This is a genomic window from Alistipes montrealensis (genome assembly GCF_018362775.1).
GTDB classification, from domain to species: Bacteria; Bacteroidota; Bacteroidia; order Bacteroidales; family Rikenellaceae; genus Alistipes; species Alistipes montrealensis.
The window spans coordinates 19,315-43,413 of sequence record NZ_JAGYXY010000003.1 but is presented as its reverse complement, the minus strand read 5'-3'; the positions used below and the strand labels follow the sequence as shown (position 1 = coordinate 43,413).

Annotated in this window: 22 protein-coding genes and 2 tRNA genes; 17 read left to right on the top strand and 7 right to left on the bottom strand. The window is 54.5% G+C overall.

Features of this window, described 5'->3' with window-relative positions:
- The first annotated feature begins 394 nt into the window (after positions 1-394).
- The 8 genes from KG007_RS06395 (at position 395) to KG007_RS06360 (ending at position 11,027) form a co-directional block, all read left to right on the top strand.
- Positions 395-2,140, top strand: a complete 1,746-nt coding sequence (locus KG007_RS06395; RefSeq protein ID WP_213347770.1) for a helix-turn-helix domain-containing protein — start codon at positions 395-397, stop codon at positions 2,138-2,140.
- A 188-nt stretch (positions 2,141-2,328) separates the two neighbouring features.
- Positions 2,329-2,586: a hypothetical protein gene (locus KG007_RS06390; protein ID WP_213347769.1), complete on the top strand. Its 258-nt coding sequence runs from the start codon at positions 2,329-2,331 to the stop codon at positions 2,584-2,586.
- A gap of 11 nt (positions 2,587-2,597) precedes the next feature.
- Positions 2,598-3,722, top strand: a complete 1,125-nt coding sequence (locus KG007_RS06385; protein WP_213347768.1) for a DUF3575 domain-containing protein — start codon at positions 2,598-2,600, stop codon at positions 3,720-3,722.
- Between the two features lie 86 nt (positions 3,723-3,808).
- Positions 3,809-5,818, top strand: a complete 2,010-nt coding sequence (locus KG007_RS06380; protein WP_213347767.1) for an SUMF1/EgtB/PvdO family nonheme iron enzyme — start codon at positions 3,809-3,811, stop codon at positions 5,816-5,818.
- A gap of 48 nt (positions 5,819-5,866) precedes the next feature.
- Entirely contained in the window at positions 5,867-7,207 is a 1,341-nt protein-coding gene (locus tag KG007_RS06375) for a hypothetical protein (RefSeq protein WP_213347766.1), read from the top strand.
- Between the two features lie 421 nt (positions 7,208-7,628).
- Positions 7,629-9,386 carry a helix-turn-helix domain-containing protein gene (locus KG007_RS06370; protein ID WP_213347765.1) on the top strand — a complete coding sequence of 586 codons (1,758 nt, stop codon included), beginning with the start codon at positions 7,629-7,631 and terminating at the stop codon, positions 9,384-9,386.
- 167 nt (positions 9,387-9,553) lie between these two features.
- Positions 9,554-9,844: a hypothetical protein gene (locus KG007_RS06365; RefSeq protein WP_213347764.1), complete on the top strand. Its 291-nt coding sequence runs from the start codon at positions 9,554-9,556 to the stop codon at positions 9,842-9,844.
- Between the two features lie 34 nt (positions 9,845-9,878).
- Entirely contained in the window at positions 9,879-11,027 is a 1,149-nt protein-coding gene (locus KG007_RS06360) for an SUMF1/EgtB/PvdO family nonheme iron enzyme (protein ID WP_213347763.1), read from the top strand.
- Positions 11,028-11,161: 134 nt separating this feature from the next.
- On the opposite strand, the gene KG007_RS06355 is transcribed toward KG007_RS06360, so the two are convergent.
- The 4 genes from KG007_RS06355 to KG007_RS06340 all read right to left on the bottom strand — a co-directional run bounded on the left by KG007_RS06355 (position 11,162) and on the right by KG007_RS06340 (position 13,761).
- Positions 11,162-11,247, bottom strand: a tRNA-Leu gene (locus tag KG007_RS06355).
- Between the two features lie 68 nt (positions 11,248-11,315).
- Positions 11,316-12,221, bottom strand: a complete 906-nt coding sequence (gene miaA / locus KG007_RS06350; RefSeq protein ID WP_213347762.1) for a tRNA (adenosine(37)-N6)-dimethylallyltransferase MiaA — start codon at positions 12,219-12,221, stop codon at positions 11,316-11,318.
- A complete protein-coding gene (locus KG007_RS06345) occupies positions 12,214-12,723 on the bottom strand; it encodes an IS1096 element passenger TnpR family protein (RefSeq protein ID WP_195460337.1) in 510 nt (169 codons plus the stop codon). The genes miaA and KG007_RS06345 overlap by 8 nt, the downstream gene beginning before the upstream one ends.
- A 51-nt stretch (positions 12,724-12,774) precedes the next feature.
- Positions 12,775-13,761: an acyl-CoA reductase gene (locus tag KG007_RS06340; protein WP_213347761.1), complete on the bottom strand. Its 987-nt coding sequence runs from the start codon at positions 13,759-13,761 to the stop codon at positions 12,775-12,777.
- A 94-nt stretch (positions 13,762-13,855) separates the two neighbouring features.
- Here KG007_RS06340 and KG007_RS06335 point away from each other — a divergent pair, with 94 nt between their 5' ends.
- The 3 genes from KG007_RS06335 (at position 13,856) to KG007_RS06325 (ending at position 16,115) form a co-directional block, all read left to right on the top strand.
- Entirely contained in the window at positions 13,856-14,458 is a 603-nt protein-coding gene (locus tag KG007_RS06335; RefSeq protein WP_213347760.1) for a nitroreductase family protein, read from the top strand.
- A gap of 110 nt (positions 14,459-14,568) precedes the next feature.
- Positions 14,569-14,641: transfer RNA gene (locus KG007_RS06330), tRNA-Gly, on the top strand.
- 250 nt (positions 14,642-14,891) lie between these two features.
- Positions 14,892-16,115 (top strand): site-specific integrase, encoded by a 1,224-nt coding sequence (locus KG007_RS06325; RefSeq protein WP_213347759.1) that lies wholly within the window; start codon positions 14,892-14,894, stop codon positions 16,113-16,115.
- 76 nt (positions 16,116-16,191) lie between these two features.
- On the opposite strand, the gene KG007_RS06320 is transcribed toward KG007_RS06325, so the two are convergent.
- The gene (locus tag KG007_RS06320; RefSeq protein ID WP_213347758.1) at positions 16,192-16,497 is read right to left on the bottom strand and encodes a helix-turn-helix domain-containing protein; all 306 of its coding nucleotides are present in this window, start codon (positions 16,495-16,497) and stop codon (positions 16,192-16,194) included.
- Between the two features lies 1 nt (position 16,498).
- On the bottom strand, positions 16,499-16,666 hold the full coding sequence (locus tag KG007_RS06315) for a helix-turn-helix domain-containing protein (protein WP_213348299.1): 168 nt from the start codon (positions 16,664-16,666) through the stop codon (positions 16,499-16,501).
- Between the two features lie 747 nt (positions 16,667-17,413).
- Between KG007_RS06315 and KG007_RS06310 the strand changes: the two genes are divergently transcribed.
- Complete coding sequence (locus KG007_RS06310) at positions 17,414-17,572, top strand: hypothetical protein (protein WP_195500154.1); 159 nt, start codon at positions 17,414-17,416, stop codon at positions 17,570-17,572.
- A gap of 12 nt (positions 17,573-17,584) precedes the next feature.
- The gene (locus KG007_RS14100) at positions 17,585-17,824 is read left to right on the top strand and encodes a plasmid mobilization protein (protein WP_394369663.1); all 240 of its coding nucleotides are present in this window, start codon (positions 17,585-17,587) and stop codon (positions 17,822-17,824) included.
- 84 nt (positions 17,825-17,908) lie between these two features.
- On the opposite strand, the gene KG007_RS06305 is transcribed toward KG007_RS14100, so the two are convergent.
- On the bottom strand, positions 17,909-18,511 hold the full coding sequence (locus tag KG007_RS06305) for a hypothetical protein (protein WP_213347757.1): 603 nt from the start codon (positions 18,509-18,511) through the stop codon (positions 17,909-17,911).
- Between the two features lie 1,261 nt (positions 18,512-19,772).
- Between KG007_RS06305 and KG007_RS06300 the strand changes: the two genes are divergently transcribed.
- The 4 genes from KG007_RS06300 (at position 19,773) to KG007_RS06285 (ending at position 23,727) form a co-directional block, all read left to right on the top strand.
- On the top strand, positions 19,773-20,663 hold the full coding sequence (locus tag KG007_RS06300) for a HEPN domain-containing protein (RefSeq protein WP_213347756.1): 891 nt from the start codon (positions 19,773-19,775) through the stop codon (positions 20,661-20,663).
- A 501-nt stretch (positions 20,664-21,164) separates the two neighbouring features.
- A complete protein-coding gene (locus KG007_RS06295) occupies positions 21,165-22,388 on the top strand; it encodes a site-specific integrase (RefSeq protein ID WP_213347755.1) in 1,224 nt (407 codons plus the stop codon).
- Between the two features lie 15 nt (positions 22,389-22,403).
- Complete coding sequence (locus KG007_RS06290) at positions 22,404-23,270, top strand: site-specific integrase (RefSeq protein WP_213347754.1); 867 nt, start codon at positions 22,404-22,406, stop codon at positions 23,268-23,270.
- Positions 23,271-23,343: 73 nt separating this feature from the next.
- Positions 23,344-23,727: a protein-tyrosine kinase gene (locus KG007_RS06285; protein ID WP_213347753.1), complete on the top strand. Its 384-nt coding sequence runs from the start codon at positions 23,344-23,346 to the stop codon at positions 23,725-23,727.
- Positions 23,728-24,099: the final 372 nt, after the last annotated feature.

Sequence of the window (24,099 nt, the reverse complement as noted above, 5' to 3'; positions counted from 1 at the left end):
AACCCTTCCTCCATGTACGCGTCATGTTCGCCGGCCGGAAGGGCCGATATGTCGGTATATATATGAAAACTGTTGTGCATCTGCGGTAAATCGCCCAAATGGGATAATAAAAATAGGGTATTCGTATTTCATTGCACGATTTACTGCAAAAATTGAACGCAAATCACCTGTTTCGGTGCCAAAAATAGAAAGAGGCCGGAATGAATCATATCCGGCCTCCCTGTACGAACGTCGCGGCATCCGACACCACGAAACGCACAAAGGCTGAAAGGAACAATAACAAACGAGTAACGGAATCAAGCCTGAAAGTTCGTACTGAAGAAAATATTTTACTATCTTTGAACTCATTGGAAACTTGCGTCACCGATCGACTACAAACTTACACTCCGTCCTCATGAAACTTCTTCCGGCAGGCATCGTCCTCGTCCTCCTGGCCCTTTTATCCGTGCCCTGCATCGGGGCGCAAAGCAACAGACAACAGAAAAAAGACTCCCTGCGCCGCGTCATCGCCCGCACGGAGGGCGCCGAGAGACGGCTGGCTCGTCAGGAACTGGCGCGTATTTACCTGATCGAGGTGCGCAAGGAGGGGGTGATCGATACGCTTTTAACGCTTTACGACGCAATCGAGGCCGATGCCCGGCAGCAGGGCGATGTCGCCGTAGAGGGAACGGCCAAAGCCAACCGGATCGGAGCTTATGCGAGCAAGAGTCTCTTCGGGAAGGTAATCGACGAGGCTCCGGCCGTGCTGGAGTTCCTCTCCGCGAACGGGTTGTGGAAAGACTATTACCAGACTTCGATGCAGTTGGCGGACGCTTACCGCCGCACGGGGGATTTCGACCGGGGACTTCAGGAGGCCGAGCGTTTCTACGCCCATGCCAAAACACGCGGGGATCGCGCCGGAATGGGCATGGCGCAGCTAACGCTGTCACGCATCTATTCCGGGCAGCGGCGTTTCTCGGATGCCGAAACCTGTCTGCGCGAGTGCATCGGCCTGCTGGAGGACGAGCGGCCTTACCTGAACTATCTTGCCACGGCCTATAATAACCTTGCGACCAACCTGATCGGCCAGCAGCGCTACGACGAAGCCCTCGAAGCGGCCCGTGCGACGGAAGAGGTGAACCGCCGCTACGAGGAGGCGTCGCACACGCCGCAGCCGTCGGCATGGGGCAACCTGTGGGTGACCTATACGGACATCTACCGCCAGACGGGGCAGTACGATCTGGCCCAACACTGCATCGACCGCGTGGACAGCCTGAGCCGCGGGGCGCTCAAGATGTACAAGGAGCGCGGGCACGTCCTCTACGGGCAGAAACGCTACCGCGAAGCGCTCGAAATGCTCGACCGGGCGGCCGAGGCGTCGCCGGGCAACCTGGAGGTCAAGTCTCTGAAGCTGATGACGCTGGCCCAGTTGCAGGAGGCTGACAAGGCGGTCGAACTGTTCAGCGAGGTGATCGGCGACCTGGAGAAAAACTACAATGAGGCGTTCGCCTCGCGGCTCGACGAGGTGCGCACGCAGTACGAGGTGGACAAGTACGCAGCCGAGAAGGAGCGCAACCGCAACTACTTTCTCTTCGCGCTGGGCGGCTGCGTGCTGCTGGCGCTGCTGTTGGGGGCGACATTCTACTACAACCGCATCATTACGCACAAAAACCGCGGCCTTTACCGGCAGATCCGGGAACAGGACCACCTCGAAGAGCAGTTGGCCAGGATTACACGCGAATACGAAACACTCGTGCCGGCCGGGAAATCGTCAAACGATGCTGCGGCGCAGCCCGTCCTTCCCGGCAGCCGTTCTCAGCGCGAGCTGGTCGGGCGGCTGCGTGAATACCTGCTTGCGGACAATCACCTCGCCGATGCGAACACAGGCCGCGAGGCCATCTCTGCCGCGCTGGGCTCCAACCGCAGCACGCTCACCGAGGCGGTCAAGGCCGTGACGGGCAAAACACCCATGGAATACATCCGCCAGTTGCAGGTCGAGGAGGCGCGGCGGCTTCTGGACAACCATCCCGAACTGACCGTCGAGGCGGTCGCCTACAACTGCGGGTTCAACATCCCGAGCACGTTCTACCGCCTCTTCCGCAAACAGTACGGCATCAGCCCCGCCGAATACCGGAAAATCGCGGGTTCTTCCGACCGATAGACTTCACCCCACGGAGAAGCCGAAGCACGGAGCGATCCGTGCTTTTTTTTGTGCCCAGCCGTCGCCGCCCCATGCCTGAAAGGGCCTTCCAAGGGGCAAATCCTGTCAAAATGCCACAAATTCCTGACAATTTGCAATGCCTTTTACGGCTTCCCGCCCCCATCTTTGCAACACAAACAAAACATGCTATGAACGAGTGGATTATCCTGATGGCCCTTGTGGTCGCCGCCTTGTCGCTTGCGGCAATCGGCATGGTCTGCTACCACTGCCGGCAGATGGAACGGGAGAAGAACCGCGGCCTTGTGCAAACCGTGCGCGAGCAAGACCGGATCGCCCGCGAACTGGAGCAGGCCCGCATCGAAAAAGAGACGCTCGAACGGGTACTCGAAACAAAACTCGCGGCGGCCGCCGAAACCTCCGCTGCGAAAAAAGAAAACAATCCTTAAAAACATCCTCTATGAGAAAACTACTTGCACTGTTAATTCTGCTTATGCCGACGGTCGGCTTCGCACAAGATGCCGCCGACAGCACCGTCACATTCCGGTTCGTCGCTGCCGACGACATATTCTACATCCCGTGGTCGGGCAACGGCGCGGAACTGGAACGGCTCTCTGCGCTGGTGGACACGTACCGCACCCCGATCGCCGAGGGAACGATGCCCGTGCAGGTGGACGGCTACTGCGCGTCGCTGCCTACCGCGAAAGAGAACCTGCGCACGGCATTCGTCCGCGCCAACCGCGTGAAGTCGGAACTGATAACGCGCAAAGGACTGAAAGAGGCCGATTTCATTACGGCCAATTACGCCGAGGCATACGACGGCAATAAGGATATTGTCGTCGTAACGCTCCGCATTCCGGCCCCGGCGATAGCCGAACCCGTCCGGGAGGAACCGAAAACGGTGAAGCCTGCCCCGGCAGCCGCTCCGGAACCCGCGCCCGCCGTGGAGCCGCAGCCGCAGCCGGAACCGGTCCCTGAAAAACAGCCCGCACCCATAGCGGAACAACCTGCCGCGGCGCCTGCTCCGCCGTACCGGTTCGCCGTGCGGACGAACGTGCTGTACGACGCCGTGCTGCTGCCGACCGTCGGCGTGGAGTGGCGCGTAAACCGCGACTGGAGCGTCAAACTCGACGGAAGCCTCTCGCGGTGGGGCGGCAAACACGGCAAAGTACAAAAGATCTGGCTGCTCAACCCCGAAGTGCGGTGGTATCTGCTCCGTGACAAACGCTTCTACGTGGGCGTGTCGGGCAACTACGGCGAGTACAACCTTTATAAATACGCGCTGGGCGGCCTGTTTTCCAAAGACACCGGCTATCAGGGCTCGCTGTGGAGCGCCGGAGCAGTGGTGGGTTACCAGCTCCGCCTCTCGCGCCGCTTCTCCGTAGATTTCAACCTCGGGCTGGGCTACACCCGTTCCGAGTACGACTCGTTCACGCTGGACAAAACCGAAATCCGCACTCCCGGCAATAATTTTCCGGAAATCAGACACGACCGCGTCTACAAGGAGCGGGACAAAACCCGAAACTGCTGGGGACCGACGCAGGCAGGCATAAGCCTCGTGTGGACGATCGGCGGCCACAAATAGAAAAGAGCCTGAATTTGCGCTCCCGTCACGGCAGCCGCTGTGCGGACATCACGAAAAAGTCAATGAATTTCTAAAAGCTCCAAACAATGAAAGCAACACGGTTAATACTCTGTTTTTTCACCGCCCTGGCCGCGGCAGCCATGCTGTCGGGGTGCGTGAACGACCCGATATACATGGCACGACCGGATATATCGTTCAGCGGAACCTACGAACTCCGCATCAACGAACCTTTGCGGGAACTGCCCCTCACGGGAACAGCCGCCCACAGAGACCGGACCGTCGAAGGAACGATGGCCTGGAAAGACGGGTCGACGACCTACAGCGACATCGGAACATACAACGCCGAATGGGTCTTCACGCCCGTAAACAAGGATTTGTACGCCGAAACCGAAGGGACACTCGAAGTCCGGGTGGTCGCGTCAGACGACATCGAATGGGACGCAACAATCCGCAAAACCGACGGCCCATTCAAAAACACCTGGGAGCCGGGCGACCAGATCGGCGTCTTCGCAGTCCGCGAAGGAGGGGAACCTTCGGAAAATTACATCCGGAATGTGAAACTGACCTGCAACGGCGTCTCCTGGGATTCGGAAACTCCGATCTACTGGCCCCGGAACGGCGACAAACTGAAGTTTTTCGCCTATTACCCCTATGACGAGGCCGCCGAAATGACCGACATCACGTTCGATGTCGCCGCCGACCAGAACGCCGCGACGGAAGGGCAAAGCAATTTCAGCCGCTCCGCCCTGATGGTGGCCGGAACCGGAACCGGATTCATCGCCGAAGGCGAAACCGTGCCGTTGCAATTCGAACACATGCTCGGCATGGTCCAGGTCACGCTCAGCGACCCTGCGGGCGCCATAGACCTGCACGAAGAACTGGCCGTAACGCTCCGGGGCGTGAAAACCCGGCAGAAACAGACGCTGGAATCCGGCTCGTGGACCCTGACCACGGAAGGCGATCCCGCCGATATAGTCATGTGCCGTATGGAACAGCCGGACGGGGAGGATTACCGGAGCAGCTTCACGTTCTGCGCACTGGTCCCGCAGCAGAGCCTGACGCAGGGGACAGCCATTTTCAGCATCAGAAACGGCGGCCGGAACCTCGAAGGCTCGAAACTGCAGGCCGACCTCGGAATACGAACCGCCGAAGCACAGTTCCTTATGGAGAAAATACCTTATACGCTCCTGCCCCGCATCAAGGCCGGAACATTCAAAATGGGCTCTTCCAACGGCTCCAATCCCGACGGCGATCCGGCAACGAAACTGAATACCGAACCGAAGGATGAAAACCGAATGGTATTCATGGGGAATGATTACGAAATCCAGCACTGGGTAACGCTGTCGAAAGATTTTTACATCGGCAGGTATGAAATCACGCGGGCGCAGTTCGCCGAGTTCCTGAATGCCAAGGGCGTAACCCGGGAGTTCAGAAACGGATACGGCCACATACTCTGGAATTTCGGGGAGGGACAGAAGCAGATATTCCGGGAAGTGGATGAAGAAATCGCCAAAGAAGGCCTATATCCTGAATACAGGGACTGGAGGAGCTGGACTCCGACCTGGAACGAGGAGACCAAAAAGTGGGAGGTGACAGGCTGTCCCGACGTGCCGATGAACCATGTATCCTGGTACGGAGCCAAAGCCTATGCCGAATGGGTCGGCGGCCGGCTGCCGACCGAAGCCGAGTGGGAGTATGCCTGCCGGGCAGGTACGACAACAGTCTACTATTTCGGAAACGACAACGCGCAGGAAGACGACTATGTATGGTATAAAGACAATGCATACTCCGCAAAACGACTGGGTCCACAACCGGTCGGCACGAAACTGCCGAATGCCTGGGGGCTTTACGATATGTACGGCAATGTGTGCGAATGGGTGATCGACGGCTTTAACTGGCGCTATGACGACGGACCCGTCACCGATCCCGTCGGAGTGAGCCAGGACAAGATCAAATCAAGACGGGGCGGCGGATACTATGACAATGCCGCGTGTACACGCTCGGCATACCGAACTTCGAACACCGATGAGTCAGGCATGGACCACAACGGTTTCCGCGTGGCGTTCGATGCCGGCGATTCCGGAAAAGACAATTAACACCGATATGTATATGCCGGGCTGCATACGCTTATGAAAATAACAGAGATGAAAAATCCGATTACAATGCTTTGCGCCGGGGCGGCGCTCCTGACGCTCGGCGCCTGCGACGTGAAGGACCCGATTTACGAACCGGAGCCCCCCGTAAAGGTCATCGTCGCCGCGCAGGAACTCCCGGCGCAGACCATAAAGCGCGACTCCTTTCCGACCTCCTCTTCCCGGCTGCTGCTGGCGGGAAAAACCGGTGAGAAGTTTACGAATGTAACGATTGCGACATCCTACTTCACCCTCTCGCCGTCTTCCCCTTCCGGCGTGGAGGTGGGGAAAGACTGCGTGTACGATTCGCTCACCTTTTTCGCCCGCTTCGGCGGGATGGTGTGGGGAGATACAACCGTGCTGCAGCGATTCGGTCTCTACCGCCTGAAGGAACTTCTCCCGCAGGCCCCGGTCTTCAATACCGCCACTGTTCCGTACGGGACTGAACCTTTGGGTTCGCTCCGGGTCTGGGTAAAAGTGCCGTCCGATTTTCTTTTCCGGCTCGACGACGCCCTCGGGCAGGAGCTGTTCGGCATGCTCGCGGCGGGGAGCAGCGTGGTGAGGGACGCCGCCGAGTTCCGGGAATATCTCAAAGGACTGGTCCTGAAATCCGACCTGGACAACACCTGTATCTACGCCCTCGATCCGTCGGAAGGCGGCATGGGCATCACCCTCCATTGGCACGACGGCGCCGCCGCCCGGAGCTGCTCCTTTGTAACGGGTGGTGCGGAGGATGCCTCGTTTATGAATTTAATCAACAATGCGGCGGCGACTCCCTATGACGTACTCCAGCAGCAGACCGACGCCCTGCCGTTCGGCGATGTGAAGGCCGGGGAGGAATACCCCGACGGGCAGGCCGTGGTGTGCGGCATAAGCGGATACATGGTCCGGATGGAGTTGCCGGGCACGCTTCCGGGATACGCGGAGGGACGCACCCCGGCGAAGGTGGAAATCCGGTTGCATGCCCGGGAGCTGCAAAATCTGCTCAAGCCGGACCTGGAGGATGAGGATCAGACCATAGGGAAAGAATGGTCTTACCCGCTGCCTGCTGCCGTGCGCCTCTACGAAACGGACGGCGGCAACCGCGTGAAGGACGCAGTGACCGACGCGGAGGGAAGGCCGGTGGAGGCTGTCCTGACGGATGCCGAAGCGGGAATATACACGGCCGACATTACGCACTACTGCCTCCGGCATCCGGGCGGCACTGCGGCCGGAGGGGGGGGGAATATCGGGCTTCCGGAGGCGTTGCTGGCAGGGGTTCCGGTGGACGAGCTGACCGCCTCGTCGGAGCTTATGCCGATGGACGCCCTTCCCGAAATCCGGGTGCATTGGCATGAGCCGGTGCAGGAATAAGCGGTTGGCCCCGCGCCTGCGGAAACGGGACGCGGAGCCCGGCCGCATCGGTGTCGCCGGCTGCATCATGGGCGGCACACGCTATCCCGCCATTGCGCCCGATCCGTCCGGCATCAGGGACTGCGTGCGGGTGTGCGGGGTGGGGTAGCGAATCCTCCGTTTGCGCCCGCAATGCGGTCGTAAGTAAAAGAATGAAGGGAGAAATATTGTTCTCCCTTCATTCGCTGTACCCGGAGCCGATAAGACAGGGAAATAGCAAAAGCAGAATATCCCGCCATGTGTGCCGGAGTCCCGGCACACCGATACCGGATGCCGGCAGGTTCAGGCACGTAAAGTCGTCCGAGGCAAAGAAAATTCCGGAATGGCGGTTTTTTCATTTCGAAAATCCGTATATTTACAGGTCACTTACCAGACATGCAATATGATATCACGTCTCATTCTCTCCGCCGCGGCACTGCTGTGGCTCGCCACGTCCGCCGCCGCGGATAATTCATCCCGACAGCAAAAAGACTCCCTGCGCCAGGTCATCGCCCGAACGGAAGGGAAGGCGAAACTGAAAGCCTGCGCCAACCTCTACCGTCTCTATATGGCCGAGGCCGCCGACGATGCGAAGATGGACACGCTGCGCATGCTGCTCGACCAGACGGAGGCCGAAGCCATCCGTCAGGGCGATACAGGCAGTCAGGGCATGGTCTACGGAAACCTCATCATCGCCCATATCAACCGCGGGGAATACGACGAAGTCATACGCCTCATTCCCGACGCACTCGACTTCTACGCCGAACACGGACAGTGGAAATTCTACGATCAGATACAGTCGCAGCTTATCTCCGCCTACAACATGAAGGGCGATTACGAGGCGGCTGCCGCCGAGGCGACGAAGATGTACGACCGGGCCCGCGGGCAGGACAACAAGGGCGGCATGGCCACGGCGCTCTACACCACGGCCAACATCTACAACCTCCAGAAACGTTGGCCCGAACAGGAGAAATGCCTCCGCGAGTGTATCGAACTGCTGTGGGACGCATCCGGTTACGACAACATTCTTACGCAGGCCTACGCGTTCCTCTGCATCTCGCTACGCACGCAGCAACGCTACAAAGAGGTGCTGGGGCTGGCTCCCGAATACGAAAAGGCCATCGTACGCTTCGAGAAAGCCTCCGGAAGCATCCAGCACGAAGCATGGGGAAACTTCTATGCGGCCCTGATGAACAACTACATCGAGACCGGAGAGTACGACAAGGCGGCCCTATACCTCGCCAAGCTGGAAAAAGAGCCGCAGGATACCGAGATGTCGCGGTACGAACGCCTGCGGGCAAAGGCGCTCATTCATCAGGCGCGGCGCGAATATCCCGAAGCGCTGGCCGCCGTCGACAGCGCCCTGGCCATGTTCTCCCGCTCGGAATTCGACCTGAATGCGGCCCGGCAGCTCAAAATGGAGATATTGGCCCGGATGGGGCGCGGAGACGAGGTGATGGAGCAGTTCCACCAAATCGTGGCGGCCAACAGGGAGTTACAGGACGTGGAGGTCAACGCCCGCTTCGACGAACTGCGCACGCAGTACGAGGTAGACAAGCACATCGCCGAAAAGGAGCGCAACCGCCACTATTTCCTCTTCACGCTCGGAGTCTGTGCGCTGCTGGCACTCCTGCTGGGCGGCGTTTTCTACTACAACCGCATCGTTACGGCCAAGAACCGCAGTCTCTACGACCGGATCAAGGAGCAGGACCGTCTGGCCGACGAACTCACGCTGCTGGCGCAAAGCGGCAGTACGACGGCCATACCCGGGACCGCCGGTGCGGGAGGGGGTGAAACGCTCCCGGGCGATCCCCAGCAGCGCGAATTGGTGGCGCGGCTGCGCGAGTACCTGCTCGCGGGCGGCAACCTCACCGACGGGGATATTGGCCGCGACGAGATCACCGCGGCGCTCAGCGTCAACAAGAACACGCTTACCGAAGCCGTGAAGGCCGTCACGGGACAGACCCCCATGGAGTACCTGCGGGCCCTGAAAATCGACGAAGCCCGCCGGATGCTCGACACCCACCCCGAACTGACGATCGAAGGGGTTGCATACACCTGCGGGTTCAACATCCCGAGTACCTTCTACCGCCTCTTCCGCAAACAGTACGGCATCAGCCCGACGGAATACCGCAAACTGGCAAACGACCGGAACCGATAGGCAAACGCGGACAACAGTTTTAAAGCACGGAGCAATCCGTGCTTTTTTTATGCCCTCCGGCGGCCCTGCAAGGCCGGAAATGACAAAACGCCACAACATCGTGACAATATGCAACAGGCTCCCGGTCTGCTTTTCAGACCTTTGCGACAAGATCAAAACCGAAAGCCATGTACGTCTATGTCATTCTTCTTGCCCTGGCCGTCACCCTGCTGTCGCTGACAGCGGCATTCGCCGTCTGCATCTGCTGCCGGCGGATGGAGCGGGAGAAAAACCGCAGCATCATCCTGCGCATCCGCGAACAGGACCGCACGGCAAAGGAACTGGAACATACCCGCATCGAAAAGCAGACGCTCGAAAAAGTAGTCGAAACCGCCTTGTCACAGGCGAACGGAACCGCCCGGAATGCAGGCCCCTGCACCCCGGACACAGTGCGGACAAATGACGAAACCCAAAAATAAACACATTATTGTCTCACTTTTAACTTTCAAAACCATGAAAAAACTGATTTATCTTCTTCTGGCCGGAACCCTGGCGTTCGCCTCGTGCAGCAAGGACGATCCCGCACCGATCGCGGTCGGCGGCATCACGCTCGACAAAACCCAGCTTACGCTCAAACTCCGGCAGAGCGAAACCCTAACCGCCACCGTCACGCCCGAAAATGCGGCAGACAAGACCGTAACGTGGGAGAGCAGCGACCCGAAGATCGCCACCGTCGATGACAGCGGCAAGGTGACGACCATGGCCGTAGGTTCCGCGACCATCACCGCCCGGGCCGGCGAAAAATCGGCGACATGCGCCGTGACGGTCGACTGGCCCGTGGAGACCGTGCTTATAAAAGCCGGGAAGTTCCTGATGGGCAGCCCGGAGGATGAGATAGAGCGCCAAGAAAACGAAAACCTGCACGAAGTGACGCTGACCAAAGACTTCTACATGGGTAAATACGAGGTGACCAATGCGCAGTACGCAGAGTTCCTGAATGCCCGGAAAATTTCCGGTGACGGTGTCAAGAATTATGATACAGTTCAGGGAGAGGTGAAAGATTATGGAACCCAAAATTTATTTCGGGTATACGGAAAAAACGGACACGACGAATACCGGACGCCGAGGTGGAATACTGAAACACAAATGTGGGAATGCCACGACTTCATAGCAAACAGACCGATGTCGTTTGTAACATGGTACGGAGCCCTTGCGTATGCCCAATGGGCAGGCGGAACGCTGCCGACCGAAGCACAATGGGAATATGCCTGCCGGGCCGGCACGACAACAACTTATTTTTTCGGTGACGACTTCTCGAAACTGGGAGATTATGCGGTATACTTTAGTAATAGGATCATAATCGGAAACACCAGCACAACAGCCGAAGTAGGAACAAAACTGCCTAATCCCTGGGGACTTTACGATATGCTCGGAAACACACCTGAATGGTGTCTGGACACATGGGATAATATGAGTGGGTATCCTGCCGAACCGGCAACCGATCCAGTAAGGTCTAATCCCGACGACCAATATGCTGTGACCCGCGGCGGTGATATTGGCACAGCCACAAGACAGGTCCGCCCCGCCAGAAGGAACGCTAAACCACTGATTTCCCAAGGGGAGATTTATACCGGTATCCGCGTGATATTCCCGGTGGAATAACCCGGCGGCCGAACTCCGGAACGACATTGATGTAGGTAAACGATCAAAAAATAGTATTCACCATTTTTTACACCTTATCTACACCCAGCAAAAGCAAAACGCCGCTTAATCAGTTGATTAAGCGGCGTTTTCCGTACCCGGAGCCGGGATCGAACCGGCACGGCCATTACTGGCCACAGGATTTTAAGTCCGGCGTGTCTACCGATTCCACCATCCGGGCGCACTCTTTCAGCGAAAGATGCCCGCAAAAGTACGAAAATATTTGCGATTTGCAAAAATCCAGACAGCTTAACGCGCTTCCGAACCAATATATTCCAGAATTGCGTCGTCGTCATCGGGCCGGAACCAGCGGATTTCCGGATCACGACGAAACCACGTAAGCTGTCGCTTGGCATAGCGGCGCGAATTGCGCTTGATCAACTCAACAGCCTCGTCATACCCCGTACGACCATCGAAATAATCGAAAAATTCACGATAGCCGACCGTTTGGAGCGCATTCAACTCCCGGTAGGGGTACATCGCCCGCGCCTCGGCCTCCAAACCGTCGGCAAGCATCTGGTCCACCCGGCGGTTGATACGGTCGTAAAGTTCGGTTCGCGGCAGGTCCACACCTATTTTCACGATTCCGAACGGCCGGGAACGACGTTCTCCGGTACGCTGTTCGGAGTAGGGGCGTCCGGTTTGGAGACAAACCTCCAACGCCCGCACGACACGCGCCGGATTACTGCGGTCCACGACTTCGTAATAGACGGGATCGAGTTCCCGGAGTTGCTCCGCCAGCGCCCCGACGCCCTCGGCTTCGAGCCTCCGGCCCAGTTCAGCACGCAGCGATTCGTCGGCCTGCGGCAGGTCGTCCATGCCTTCGCACAACGCCCGGACATAAAGTCCCGAACCGCCGACAGCGACGACATAATCGTGATCGGCAAAGAGTTTTTCGAGCCGCTCAAGAGCCTGCACCTCGTATTCGCCGCAGCTCAAGTTATACTTTATATCATGCGAGGCAATAAAATGATGTTCAGCGGCTTGAAGCTGATCGTCAGAAGGCTGTGCCGTGCCGATCGGCATGCCCCGGTAAACCTGCCGGGAATCGGTAGAAAGAACCGGCGCAGCATAGCGGCGGGCAAGCCGGATGCTCAGGTCGGTTTTACCCGAACCCGTCGGCCCGACGACAACAAGCAGCCGTTTATTACTCATCTTCGTAATTCTCGTCGCCTTCGAAATCGCTGAATTCGCTCATTACATCGCCGAAGATCGACCCTTCGTCCCCGACTCGCGTCTTCGACGGGTCGTATTGGTCGGGAGCATCGGCCTGTGCATAGATTTCACGCGGATAGGAGGCTTCTTTCTCCGCCTCGAAAGCTCCGGTAAGTTCCAGAAAATAAGCCCGGTCGCCGAACAGGTCGAAAAGATAGATCAGGCGGTCGCGGCGATTGTGAATAACCTGTCCGAGCGTCACGCTCTCCATCGCTACGGGCGCATCTTCCGTACCGTCACCCATATCCACGATCGTAAATTCACGCTGTTTCTCCCAACGGTCATCAGCCGTGAAGAACGAGGCCATGCAATCCTCGTATTCGAGTGTCTGGAGAATGAAATTATGAAAATCGAGCAGCGTCATGTCGTACAACACTTCGTAATCGCGCACGAAGTTGTCGTTCTCGTCGCTCAACATCCGGAATCGAAAAACCATCGACATTGCAGTAATATTTTAAAATTTATTTCTCAATAGCAAATATAGTACTTTTTGTCAATTCAGTGCCGTGAGCCATGCAAGAACATCGCAGTCGTCGGGATAATCGGTCAGGGCCGGAGACTGGGCACGGCCGAAACCGGCACGGCGGCTGTGGGGGAGGGACTCGGTGACGACGCATTGCAATTCGTCGTCGTTTCCGGCAAGCCACACGGCGACTTCTTCCAAAGTTTTGTAATGCGTATAGGCGATCCGGCTCAACGCCGCCGGGAAAGCCCGCTGTTCGACAGCTACGGCGCTCCCCAGATCGACAAACGACTGTCTCTGCATCTCCAGCAACGCCCGTTCCTGTCGATAATTATTTTTATATTTGACATTTACAGACGGCATCTGCAACATTGGTTCATATCCTTCCGGCATGAAGATCAGCGATACATTGCGGCATCCCAATCCCGAATAGGCCCAGATGTCGTCGGCCAATCCGGCCAGTTGTTCCGGCGTTTCCCGGCCCGAAAGCACGGCGACCGACTGGCGGCTACCCCGAAGCAGCGAAGGAATCCCGGCATAGTGTGCACGAAAATAACGGTTGGCATTATCGCTTCCGGTAGCGATCACGGCGTCGACGGCCGATTCTCCGTCGTACAACCCGACAGGCACAGACGGGTCGATTTCATGCAGCAGGCCGATCACGTATTCCATCAGCACCGAATCCTTGGCCGAGGGTTTTACCAGGCAATGATGACCGCTCGCAAGCACGCACAACAGGTCGAAAAATCCGACGAGCGGGATATTCCCGGCCATCACCACCAGCACGCGACGCGGCATGGCGACAGGGACGGCAGGGTAGGCTGCCAACCACGCTTCGAGCTTTTCACGTTGCAGCATGTCCCCGGCAATTGCACGTACGGCACGGCAGATATCGACAGGTGTAAACCAACCGTTGGCCCGGCATGCGGCAGCCATAACCGCACGCGTCGCATCGTCGCCACCAAAATCGAGCAAACGCACCCCCAATGCAGAAAACGTTTCAATTCTGTTTTTCATGGCTACAAAGATACTATTTCACGTTGTAATCCGCACGTTTTTCCCAAAGTTGTGTTATTTTTGCAAGAGGGCATACAATAACATGCCAATGACTATGGAGAAAAATCTGGAAGACGCGCTGCAACACCGCCGCAGCTATTATGAACTGACGCCCGAATCCCCGATCGACGACGCTCAGATCGAGGAGATCGTGCGTTTTGCCGTAAAACACATTCCGTCGGCTTTCAACTCGCAGTCGGCACGGCTCGTGCTCCTGCTGCACGAGCACCACGGGGCATTCTGGGAAATCGTAAAACAAACCCTGCAGGCAGTCGTCTCCCCGGAGGCGTTCGTTGCCACGAAGCAGAAAATCGACACCAGCTTTGCATCGGGTTACGGCACGGTACTCTTTTACGAAGACACAACCGTCGTCCGGAACCTCCAGGACCGCTTTCCACGCTATGCGGATAATTTCCCGACCTGGTCGGAACATACTTCGGCCATGCATCAACTGGCAGTGTGGACGATGCTCGAAGATGCCGGATTCGGGGCATCGCTCCAGCATTACAATCCGCTCATCGACAGGGATGTGCGCGAACGCTGGGCACTGCCCGGCAGTTGGCGGCTGATCGCACAGATGCCGTTCGGGCTTCCGGCCGGGAAACCCCAGGAAAAGAGTTTCGAGCCGCTGGAAGAGCGCATCCGGATATTCAAATAGGATAATCGGCAGCAAGGCATATCGTAAAAAATTTGCAGAATGCGGTTAAAAAATTTGGAGTATCGAATTTTTTAGCTATCTTTGCACTCGCAATTACGAAATATGCTTTTGCGGAAATAGCTCAGTTGGTAGAGCGCAACCTTGCCAAGGTTGAGGTCGCGGGTCCGAGTCCCGTTTTCCGCTCCCGGAGCCGATAATAACAAGCGGCAACAAAGAGCAAGAACCCTATATATCAATGATATATGGGGTTTTTCTATGTTTGGGAACGATGCGGATAAAGCAACGAAAAGCAAGTTTTTCAGTCCTTATTCGTGACCAAATTTTCAGGCCCTTAAAATAGGTCACGATTTAGACGCTATTTCGTTGTATTGCAGTTTTTTAGCCAGCAACATTTCAATACTGTAAACGTATTACTAACAAAACATTTACAGTTATGGAAAGACAGACTTTTAACGTTGCTTTTTTCTGCAAGAAAACCAAAGTATCGAAAAAGGGTAAAGCCCCTATTTATGCGCGTGTAACCACGACAGGCACATCGACGGAGATTTACACGCAATGCCAGATCGAGCCGGAGCGCTGGAATCAAAAAGCCGAGCGCATTTTATCGCGCGACAAATTCGCGGAGCAAATAAACGAGATCGTCGCCAGCTACCGGGCTAATATCTTCGCAGTCTACAATCAGCTAATCAAAGAGGGGAGAGAGCCGGATTGCTTTACCATCAAAGAACGGCTTGCCAATCCGGTAGGCAATTCTAAACTATTTCTTGCCGAATTATCGAAATATTGCGACAAGCGGCAGAAAGAAGTCGGGACACGCATTACCCAACTCACGGCAAACAAGTATCACCGCCTGCTGCGCTACCTGAAAGAGTATATGCTGGCGCAGTATAAGAAAGACGATTTGCCGCTGGACAGGGTGAACTATGAATACCTCGACGGACTGAATACCTTTATCCAGACGGCCCACAACTGCAAGACCAACGGCGCGGTCAATCTGTTGTGCTGTCTTAAAAACTTTATGCTATATGCTATCCGCAACGAGTGGATCGAAAAGAATCCGTTTCAGTACTACAAACTGAAACCCGAACACAACAAGTCGAAAGACCACCTGACCAAAGCGGAATTGGATGTTTTGATAACCAAACCTATGCCCAACGAGCGGATAGAACGCATCCGGGACGTGTTCGCGTTCTGCTGCCTGACGGGATTAGCCTTTACGGATGCCGACCACCTGCGCCCGGAGCATATCAGCGCAGACGACAACGGGCAGTTGTGGATTCACAAGCCCCGCGAGAAAACCGCCGTAATGAGCCGCATCCCCCTGTTGCCGCACCCGGTGAAACTCCTGCAAAAGTACGAGTACGATCCGAATTGTAGGCAACGCGGAAAGATGTTACCTGTACCGAGCAATTCGAAGATGAATGCCTATTTGAAAGAACTGGCAGGCATCTGCAATATCGACAAGACGCTGACGACGCACGTCGCGCGGCACACGTTCGCCTGCCTTGCGGTGGAGTACGGTATGCCGATAGATGTGCTGGCAAAAATCCTCGGCCATACCAATACGAATATGACCCGGCATTACGCGAAATTCTCGGAGGGCTTGATAGGCCGGGAGATGCAGAAGATCGGCAATATCTTCGCTAATCCGGCATGATAGCATACGACGAAAGGCGGGGCGCACGGGATTTGGAATGATCCCTGACGCGCCCCGCCTTTTCATTTACACCAACCTAAAACGGGTCTTGGGCAGGTCTGTAATTCTTTGTCAGCGTTTCCCGGATCGCCGATTCGGGATAGAGGATGTTGCGCTCGCTTATTGCGACAAACGGTATTTGCCGCGTATCGCGGAGCGTCTGCAAGGTTCGGGGTGAGATATGCAGGTATTCGCAAACTTCCTCCCCTGTAAGATAGTGTTCCGGGCCGATTAAGGGCCGATAATTTGCAGCAGCCAGTTGCAAGGTTTTCCGGGCTTGGTCAATAGCTATGAAGATGCTTTTTACATCTTCGCTTTCCGTCGTTAAATAATCGCCTCCCATTTTACACCTCCTTTCTGATCGTCCGGGCCTGTAAAAATTCGGCTACATCCTGTTCACGGTAAAAGAATTTACCCCCGACCCTCGAAAAAGCCAGATGCCCCCGTACCCGATAGGCTTTCAGCGTTTGTTTGTTGATGCTGAACGCTTCACATACCTGTTGGCTGTCCAGTCAGTTGTCGGCAGGTTTCGGCTCGAATTTACGTTTGGTTTGCTGCACATCGGTTGTCAGCATCTTTACTTGCTCTAATAGCGCTCTTCATACGCGCTCATCAATATTGATAATTGGCATAGTTTAAAAAATTAGTGTTGTATAATTAACTTATCATCAGCCTTTGAGCTTTTGGACCTTTGGGTCTTTGGGCTTTTGAGCCTTTGGGCTTTTGAACTTTTGAGCCTTTGGACCTTTGGGTCTTTGGACCTTTGGGTCTTTGGGTCTTTGGGCTTTTGGGTCTTTGGGTCTTTGGGTCTTTGGGCTTTTGGGTCTTTGGGTCTTTGGGCTTTTGGGCTTTTGGGTCTTTGGGCTTTTGGGCCTTTGGGTCTTTGGGTCTTTGGGTCTTTGGGCCGCCCGATTCCATTCGATCCCGGCACAAATAAAAGGGTGAAACCCTCGAAAAGATACCCTTTACTCCCTCATTCGCCCTCGTTCGCCCTAATTGGCCCGTACCACAAGCCGAAATAGTCCGTACCTTTGCAGCGGGAGGATTACCAATTCGGTATAGAGGTCCAAAGGTCAAAGGTCGTTGCCCGTGGCAACTCCTTTTCGTCCCGTGGGGACGGATTTTATTTGCGCAGGCAAATAGCAAGGTGTGTTTTTGTCCGACAAACTCCGTTTTGTCCGACACAAACGCCAGCGGTTCGCCGCTGGTATTGAATAGGTGGTTTGCTCCCAAGTCGCATAACCTTAAAATTTGAAGATATGGCAAGACCCAAAAACGAAACCCGTCCGGAGGGCGGGAAGATTTACCGCCACACGTTCCGCTTGGACGAACGCCAGCAGGTGGAGTTTGAAAACATGCTGCTCAAAGCCGGGCAGCACAGCAAAACGCAATTTATCCTCGGCCGCATCTTCGGCTGACCGTTCAAAGTCATTCAGACCAACAAGGACGCGCACGACTATTACCTGCGCCTGACGAATCTCTATGCCCAAATCCGGGCCGTCGGGGTCAATTACAACCAGACCGTCAAAGCCATCCACACCAATTTCAACGACCGCCGGGCCGTGGCTCTGTTGTCACGGCTGGAGAAGCACACCCAAGAGTTGACCGTGCTGTTTGGGCAGGTCGTCCGCCTGACCGAAGAATTTAATCGCAGATGGTCGGTCGAATAACGGCAGCCAATCCCCTATAACGGAGCGGGGCCGGAACGAATCCCCGGCCCTGCTCCCAAACAGGCGGCCCACCATGCCGCCGCTCTATCGCTTCGTGCGGTGCAGGCAGTCGATAGCTGCCAGCCTGTCGTACTGCGCCCGCAGCTCGGCGATAATGCGTTCGTTAATCCGGGCAGCGGGTTCCCGCAGCAGTTTCACGTCCCCGTATGAAAATTTGTAGTGCTTGATCGTTTCGCGGTCCAACCTGAAAGGGGCATTTGCAAGAATCTGTTTCCGGCACAGGCAGGCGAACAGGTGCGGCCACTCCTTTTCGAACACATCGACGGATAATTCGCCGGGATCGCCGATCTCGTATTTGATCTTCCCGTTAAACGGATTATCCATAAACCGCCACCCATCGACGCACTCGTCCCACTCGTCCCGGAAAAAATAGGCTTCGAAATAGAGCCGGAAAGTATCTTTGCGGTGGTGGAATCTCGCAACGTTCGCATAAAACTCTTTGACCGTAAATGTCTGTTCGTCCGCATCCGAATCTTCGTTCTCCAGGACGATCCAGAATACCGATTTCGGCGCTCCCTCCAGCAGCGCGTAAATGTAGTGTGCCTGCTTGCGCAGATCGAAAAAGAACCTGCGCAGGTCACGTTTATAAATGAAACAGTCGTAATCTTCGGGCGCTTTTCTTGACATGGTGATATAGGTTTTTACATACGAGGTCTGAAAAATGGGGCGGCTTCGGTCCAATATGAAGAATGAAAAAGTAGTGACGCAACATCATATCAGAAAATAGGACCGGGGGAAAAGCCGCCCCGTGCCCCCGGTCGCTTTACCCATGCGCCGGGGAGGTTCATATAGTTGGTTTGGTCGGTGGGTCGGAGAAAGGGGCGCGGAGTATGCGCCAACACGCCCCTCGCAGCAAACCCGGCAGGGCGTAACGCCTTGATACGCCGCGGGCCTGACTGCTCTTGTCTATTTGTAGGTCTGGAGACGGAGAGGTCCCAAGAATGGAACAGCCGCAATTCCGTGCCGCCCGTCCTACTTGTCGGGCTTGTTACGGCTGTTCCGCCGCCAGTCGAACTACTCCCTCTTGGAATCTTGTGCTTTTGATTTTCCGACTGACGGTTTTGTGGGTCCCGGCCATCGAGCCGGGCATATATGAAAATAGGCTTATTGTCGAAGAAAGGGGCGGCCGTACCAAAATTTCGCCTTTGCCTCATCATAACAACGGCCGCCCCCGGAGCAGGCTGGAGAACCCGCCCCGTAAGTGCCGCGCAAACATGCTGTCCGCATCCATACGGAGCAGGACAGCAAGACCAGATTTTAAAGGTGCGACCTTTCAGGCAGAATTTATTAGCTGCGACCGAAAGGCGGGATTTGTTATTTTGCGCGGCAAGACCAGGCGTTCCGCTCCATGCCGGAGCCGCCGCAACATACCGATTCCGCCCGCTCCCCAGCAGGGGACGGGTGCAATCCGCAGGTGCGGCGATATTACGCATGGACGGCAGGACGCAACGGGTTTCCATAAATTCGTGTGGATTGTTGGAGATGCGCCCCGGATAGGCATAAAAAAAGGGGGCGCGGTGTCAGCCCCTAACGACAGGTCATAGGAAACCCGAATCAGAAAGCTGTCCTGCGCCCCAGCCACGCCCTGCCCAAATATGAGCAGGACATAACTGGGACTGACAACTATTATACCTGATTCAAACCCTCCCGAAAGAGGTTCCTATGTTTGTCGTTAGGTATAAAGAGTTGTTTACCCTTTATAGTTATGTCCGTCGGCTATGCCGAGTTCTGATAGTTCCTTTTCATGGTCTGTTCGGTTTCTTTTAAGTGGCTCCTGCCACCTCATTTCGGAAACTTTTGCAGACTATTTGCAGGAATGATAAGCAAATATACGGAAAATATGAACAAGGCAACGCGCTTTACCAACTTTTTTCATAATTTTGTAGTTATGAAAAAGAGCGTCAACTTCTTACCCGAAAAGAAACAATCCGACCTGAAACAACTTGTCGGTCTTATCCGCGAGAACGTGAAGAACGTCGGCATGATTATTCTTTACGGAAGTTACGCGAAGAATAAATATGTCGATTACGACCAGCGCATCGAGTTCGGCGTGCCGACCTACTACATGAGCGATTACGATATTCTGATTCTGACGCGCAAGGAGATCGGGGCGATTGAATATTCGCTGTACGATAAAATTACGGATGCTTTTTTTCAGCACAAGAACCGCCCGTTTCACACCCACCCGCAGTTTATCAATTACGGAATAGATGATTTCAACTATGCACTCTCAAAAGCGCACTATTTCGAAACGGAGATAAAACGCGAGGGAATTATCCTGTACGATTCGGGCGAATACAAGCTGGCCCGTCGCCGCAAGTTGAATTTCGAAGAAATCAAAGAACGGGCGCAGAAATATTATAACGACAAGTTTTCGACCGCAGTTGCATTTCTTAAAGGGGTCAGATTCTATTACGACGATAGCAATTATAAAATGTCCTCTTTTCATTTACATCAGGCAACAGAAAACCTTCTGCGGGTAATTCCTATGGTCTTTATTCTTTACGGCCATAAGGACCACAATCTTACTGTCTTGATGAAAGCCTGCAAGGAATATGCGCCGGAGATATTCAAAGTATTCCCGCGCGACACGCCGGAGGAAGAACGGCTTTTCAAACTCTTGGAACGGGCCTATGTCGAATCCCGCTACAACCCCGACTTCGAAATCACAAAGGAGGACATCGACGCGCTGCTGCCGAAAGTCGAACACCTGCGCGACATCGTGGAAAAGGTTTGCACGGCGCAGATCGGCTACTACGGCCAGCAGAACCATAAATAAGTTAATCCGGAAAAACAGTAACCGGGCATCAGAACAGATAAGATTTACTGCGACTTCGGCATATTAATTTTGAAAGTTGCAAATAATTGTTTATCTTTGTGTTACATTATTGAAATGCAACAGGGCGTAAAAAAGGCACTCCGCAGGCGTGACCAAAAGCAATGAAATATCGCCGTAATGTATTGATATATAGCGAATAGGAATCGCAGGTTCGGTTTCCGTTTTCCGCTCTCTCCCGAAGACATTCGGGGTCAAAAAAGTGACAAACCCTCTTAGAATCGCTTCTAAGAGGGTTTTTTGTTGTCTGTACGCAGGCCAAAGTAGGGTTCTATCCGCCCAAATTTCCTTCTGCAACCACACCCTAACCGTACCACACCCCAATTTTTCCCAATGTGGTACGTATTCCCTCTCAAAGGACTGATACAGACTGTATTTGGCCCTCTTAAAACGAACGGCTGAACAAGGTATAGATATAGTTTTGCAATACTAAAATTTAACCGTATGAAAAGTACATTCAAGATCATGCTCTTCATCAGAAAGGATCGTGTCAATGCCGCAGGTCAGGCGCCGATCCACACCCGTCTGACCATCGACGGCGATATCTGTCAATTCAGCACGAAAGCGTCTGTAACGGCCAAAATCTGGGACGTCAAGAGCTATCGAGCCAAAGGACACAGCGAGGAAGCGGACCGTATTAATCTGTACCTCGACCATTTCAAGAAAACCTTACTTAACCATTATCAATCACTTTTCCAGTTCAACGAAACGGTCACGCCCGCCATGGTCCGGGATAAGTACATGGGCAAGGAGGTAAGGGAAAACACGCTGCTTTCCATGTTCCGAAACTTTATCGAACAGCAAAGGCCGCTCGTAGGAATCGACATTACACAATCGACGTTCAACAAGTACGTCCTTACCTACAACCGGCTCGACGAGTTTCTGTCGGTAAAAATGAATAAGAAAGATATTCCCATGTATAGCATAGACCGAGATTTCGTACTGTCGTTCCATACCTTTCTAAAAGTAGATCATCGGCTGTCTGTCAATTCGTCTGAAAAACTGATGCGGATTTTCAAACGTATCACTACGCTTGCTTTCAAAACGGGAATGATAAAGCAAGACCCGTTCGCGGTCTACACGATAAAGAAGGTCAAAACGAACAGGGGCTTTCTTACCGAGGAGGAGTTCGCCAAGATCTACAACTTCCGGCCCATGAACGACAGGCTGCAAAAAGTGAGGGATTTTTTCGTCTTTGCCTGTCTGACGGGGCTGGACTACTCAACGTTGTCTTCCCTTACTGAAGACAACGTCATCGAACGAAACAACGGAGTATTTATCATCACGCCACGCGTCAAGACGAGGGAGATTTCCCAAATCAAACTGCTGCCGCAGGCCCTCGAAATCCTCGACAAGTACAGGAACAGCAGGGAACGTAAGGACGATGCGATTTTTCCCATGATGAGCAACGCCAAATACAACCTCTACCTGAAGGAGATCGCCCAGAAGTTAGACATTGCGAAGCGGGTGACCAGCCACCTCGCGCGTCATACTTTCGCCACCACAATCACCTATGCCAACGGTGTTAGTCTCGGCGCGATCCAGAAGATGCTCGGTCACGCCAAGAGATCGACTACCGAGATTTACGCCGAGATGCTCGATAAAACGATAGAAAGGGAGATGGATAAATTGAACGCCGTTCTCGGCAAAGAGTTGAAATTAGCCTGAAAACATCGGATCACCATGACGAACAATCATACAGTAACCCTGACGGAAGTTATAGAGCAGTATAACCACGAGTTATTCAAAATCATACCTTTTACCTCGCAAGCCTTCTACAAGACCTCGCCCCGGTATGTCGCTGCGTTCTTGAATGACGAATGCCGGATAAGCGACATGCCACTGCATGAGGTGACGGACGCCGTTCTGGAAAGCTTCGGAAGTTTCCTGCTGAAACGCTTCAGCGCCCGTACTGCGGACCGCAACAAACGGCTGTTACAAAAAATCCTCCGATGCGTAGGCTCCAGCGGGGAAATTACCGGCAATATCACTCTTAGAAATTATTCGACACAGCAGGAGTACTTGAACAAAGAGGAGTTGATGCTCCTCCTCCGGGCCGAATTGCCCTCCCTGCGACTGCGGCAAGTCCGGGACATCTTCGTTTTCTCCTCGTTCACGGGATTGCGGCATGACGATCTGCTCGAAATCACGAGCGAGCATCTTTCCACTTGTACGGACGGACACCCGTGCCTGCTATTCGTCAGGCGAATGACGGGCCGTACGATACGCATCCCGCTGTTGGACATTCCTCAGCGGATCATCATAAAATACATGGCGCAGTACGAAACCCTGTTGCCAGCAACGAGCAATGCGAAAGTGAATCTATACCTGAAAGAAATCGCCGGGCTATGCGGTATCGAAAAGCGCCTGACCATATCGGCCGCACGCAATACTTTCGCCCATACGGTCGCTTTCAGCAGCGGCCTGACGCGGGAGACCGTCGCCCGGATAATGGGCGATATGGCAGATGAAGCCACGCCGGAGATGGAACGCGACTTTATAGCCCTCACTCTGAAAATCGAAGATATGACAGTTGCCTACGTCGGCTGAAACGCTCTTTCATCCTTGTTATTTGATGCAATCGCTGAAAATCATTAACTTTATCACTCATAAAAACAAGTTTATGAAAACTAAGGGACATATAAATATTACAGAAGAACCGACGGGACATTGGGCTGTCGAAGTGAAAAACGTCGAGAATATCTGGCTGACAGATTTCGAGATTGCCCGTCTGTTCGAGGTTTTCGTGGTCGCCGTGACCTCCAATATCCGGGCGATCTATAAATCCGAAGCATTGAACGAGTATGACACCCATAGTATTAAAACCACCCCTGATGGAGGATTTCTCGAACTCTACAATATGGAAATGATCGCGGCGCTGGCTTTCCGCCTGCATTCGCCGCAGGCCCGCGCGTTCCGCCGGTGGCTCACACACCGGCCGCAGGCCAGGACAATCCTGATAAGGATACCGGATGCGGAAGATACGCAACGAACGGCGGTAAGTTGATAGTTTGAATCAGTTTTACCTTGCGTTCCCGACAATCCGTCGTAGCCACAAAAACATAAGATAATACATACAGCCGTATCCTCCGAGGGGATACGGCTTTTTTATTCCCGTGAATAAGTAATGCGTGGGGGCGTTCCGTTGCGCCCCCGCGCATACAGTTTTTTCCGCACTTTTCATAACCTCCTCCTCATTTCGAAGAGCCTTCACAGGCCGGTGCGGATGGTATCTTGGTTCAGCAGCAAAGGTATTTACGGGCTTCCCGCCCCCGCAAGATCAGGCCGCCGTGCGGTTTTGCGAAAAATCTTCCTCTTTCCCTTCGGGCGAGCGTATTTCCCGCAAAAATCTTGACGTGGGCTAAGCCCTTCTTTTCAA

Bases quoted from the DNA above. Each gene is read 5' to 3' on its own strand.
- KG007_RS06300 (WP_213347756.1), top strand. From the start codon at position 19,773: ATGAAAAAGAGCGTCAACTTCTTACCCGAAAAGAAACAATCCGACCTG.
- KG007_RS06325 (WP_213347759.1), top strand. From the start codon at position 14,892: ATGGAAAGACAGACTTTTAACGTTGCTTTTTTCTGCAAGAAAACCAAA.
- KG007_RS06290 (WP_213347754.1), top strand. From the start codon at position 22,404: ATGACGAACAATCATACAGTAACCCTGACGGAAGTTATAGAGCAGTAT.
- KG007_RS06285 (WP_213347753.1), top strand. From the start codon at position 23,344: ATGAAAACTAAGGGACATATAAATATTACAGAAGAACCGACGGGACAT.
- KG007_RS06365 (WP_213347764.1), top strand. From the start codon at position 9,554: ATGTACGTCTATGTCATTCTTCTTGCCCTGGCCGTCACCCTGCTGTCG.
- KG007_RS06390 (WP_213347769.1), top strand. From the start codon at position 2,329: ATGAACGAGTGGATTATCCTGATGGCCCTTGTGGTCGCCGCCTTGTCG.
- KG007_RS06375 (WP_213347766.1), top strand. From the start codon at position 5,867: ATGAAAAATCCGATTACAATGCTTTGCGCCGGGGCGGCGCTCCTGACG.
- KG007_RS06305 (WP_213347757.1), bottom strand. From the start codon at position 18,511: ATGTCAAGAAAAGCGCCCGAAGATTACGACTGTTTCATTTATAAACGT.
- miaA (WP_213347762.1), bottom strand. From the start codon at position 12,221: ATGAGTAATAAACGGCTGCTTGTTGTCGTCGGGCCGACGGGTTCGGGT.
- KG007_RS06335 (WP_213347760.1), top strand. From the start codon at position 13,856: ATGGAGAAAAATCTGGAAGACGCGCTGCAACACCGCCGCAGCTATTAT.
- KG007_RS06295 (WP_213347755.1), top strand. From the start codon at position 21,165: ATGAAAAGTACATTCAAGATCATGCTCTTCATCAGAAAGGATCGTGTC.
- KG007_RS06310 (WP_195500154.1), top strand. From the start codon at position 17,414: ATGGCAAGACCCAAAAACGAAACCCGTCCGGAGGGCGGGAAGATTTAC.
- KG007_RS06395 (WP_213347770.1), top strand. From the start codon at position 395: ATGAAACTTCTTCCGGCAGGCATCGTCCTCGTCCTCCTGGCCCTTTTA.
- KG007_RS06345 (WP_195460337.1), bottom strand. From the start codon at position 12,723: ATGTCGATGGTTTTTCGATTCCGGATGTTGAGCGACGAGAACGACAAC.
- KG007_RS06370 (WP_213347765.1), top strand. From the start codon at position 7,629: ATGATATCACGTCTCATTCTCTCCGCCGCGGCACTGCTGTGGCTCGCC.
- KG007_RS06360 (WP_213347763.1), top strand. From the start codon at position 9,879: ATGAAAAAACTGATTTATCTTCTTCTGGCCGGAACCCTGGCGTTCGCC.
- KG007_RS06385 (WP_213347768.1), top strand. From the start codon at position 2,598: ATGAGAAAACTACTTGCACTGTTAATTCTGCTTATGCCGACGGTCGGC.
- KG007_RS06340 (WP_213347761.1), bottom strand. From the start codon at position 13,761: ATGAAAAACAGAATTGAAACGTTTTCTGCATTGGGGGTGCGTTTGCTC.
- KG007_RS06380 (WP_213347767.1), top strand. From the start codon at position 3,809: ATGAAAGCAACACGGTTAATACTCTGTTTTTTCACCGCCCTGGCCGCG.
- KG007_RS06320 (WP_213347758.1), bottom strand. From the start codon at position 16,497: ATGGGAGGCGATTATTTAACGACGGAAAGCGAAGATGTAAAAAGCATC.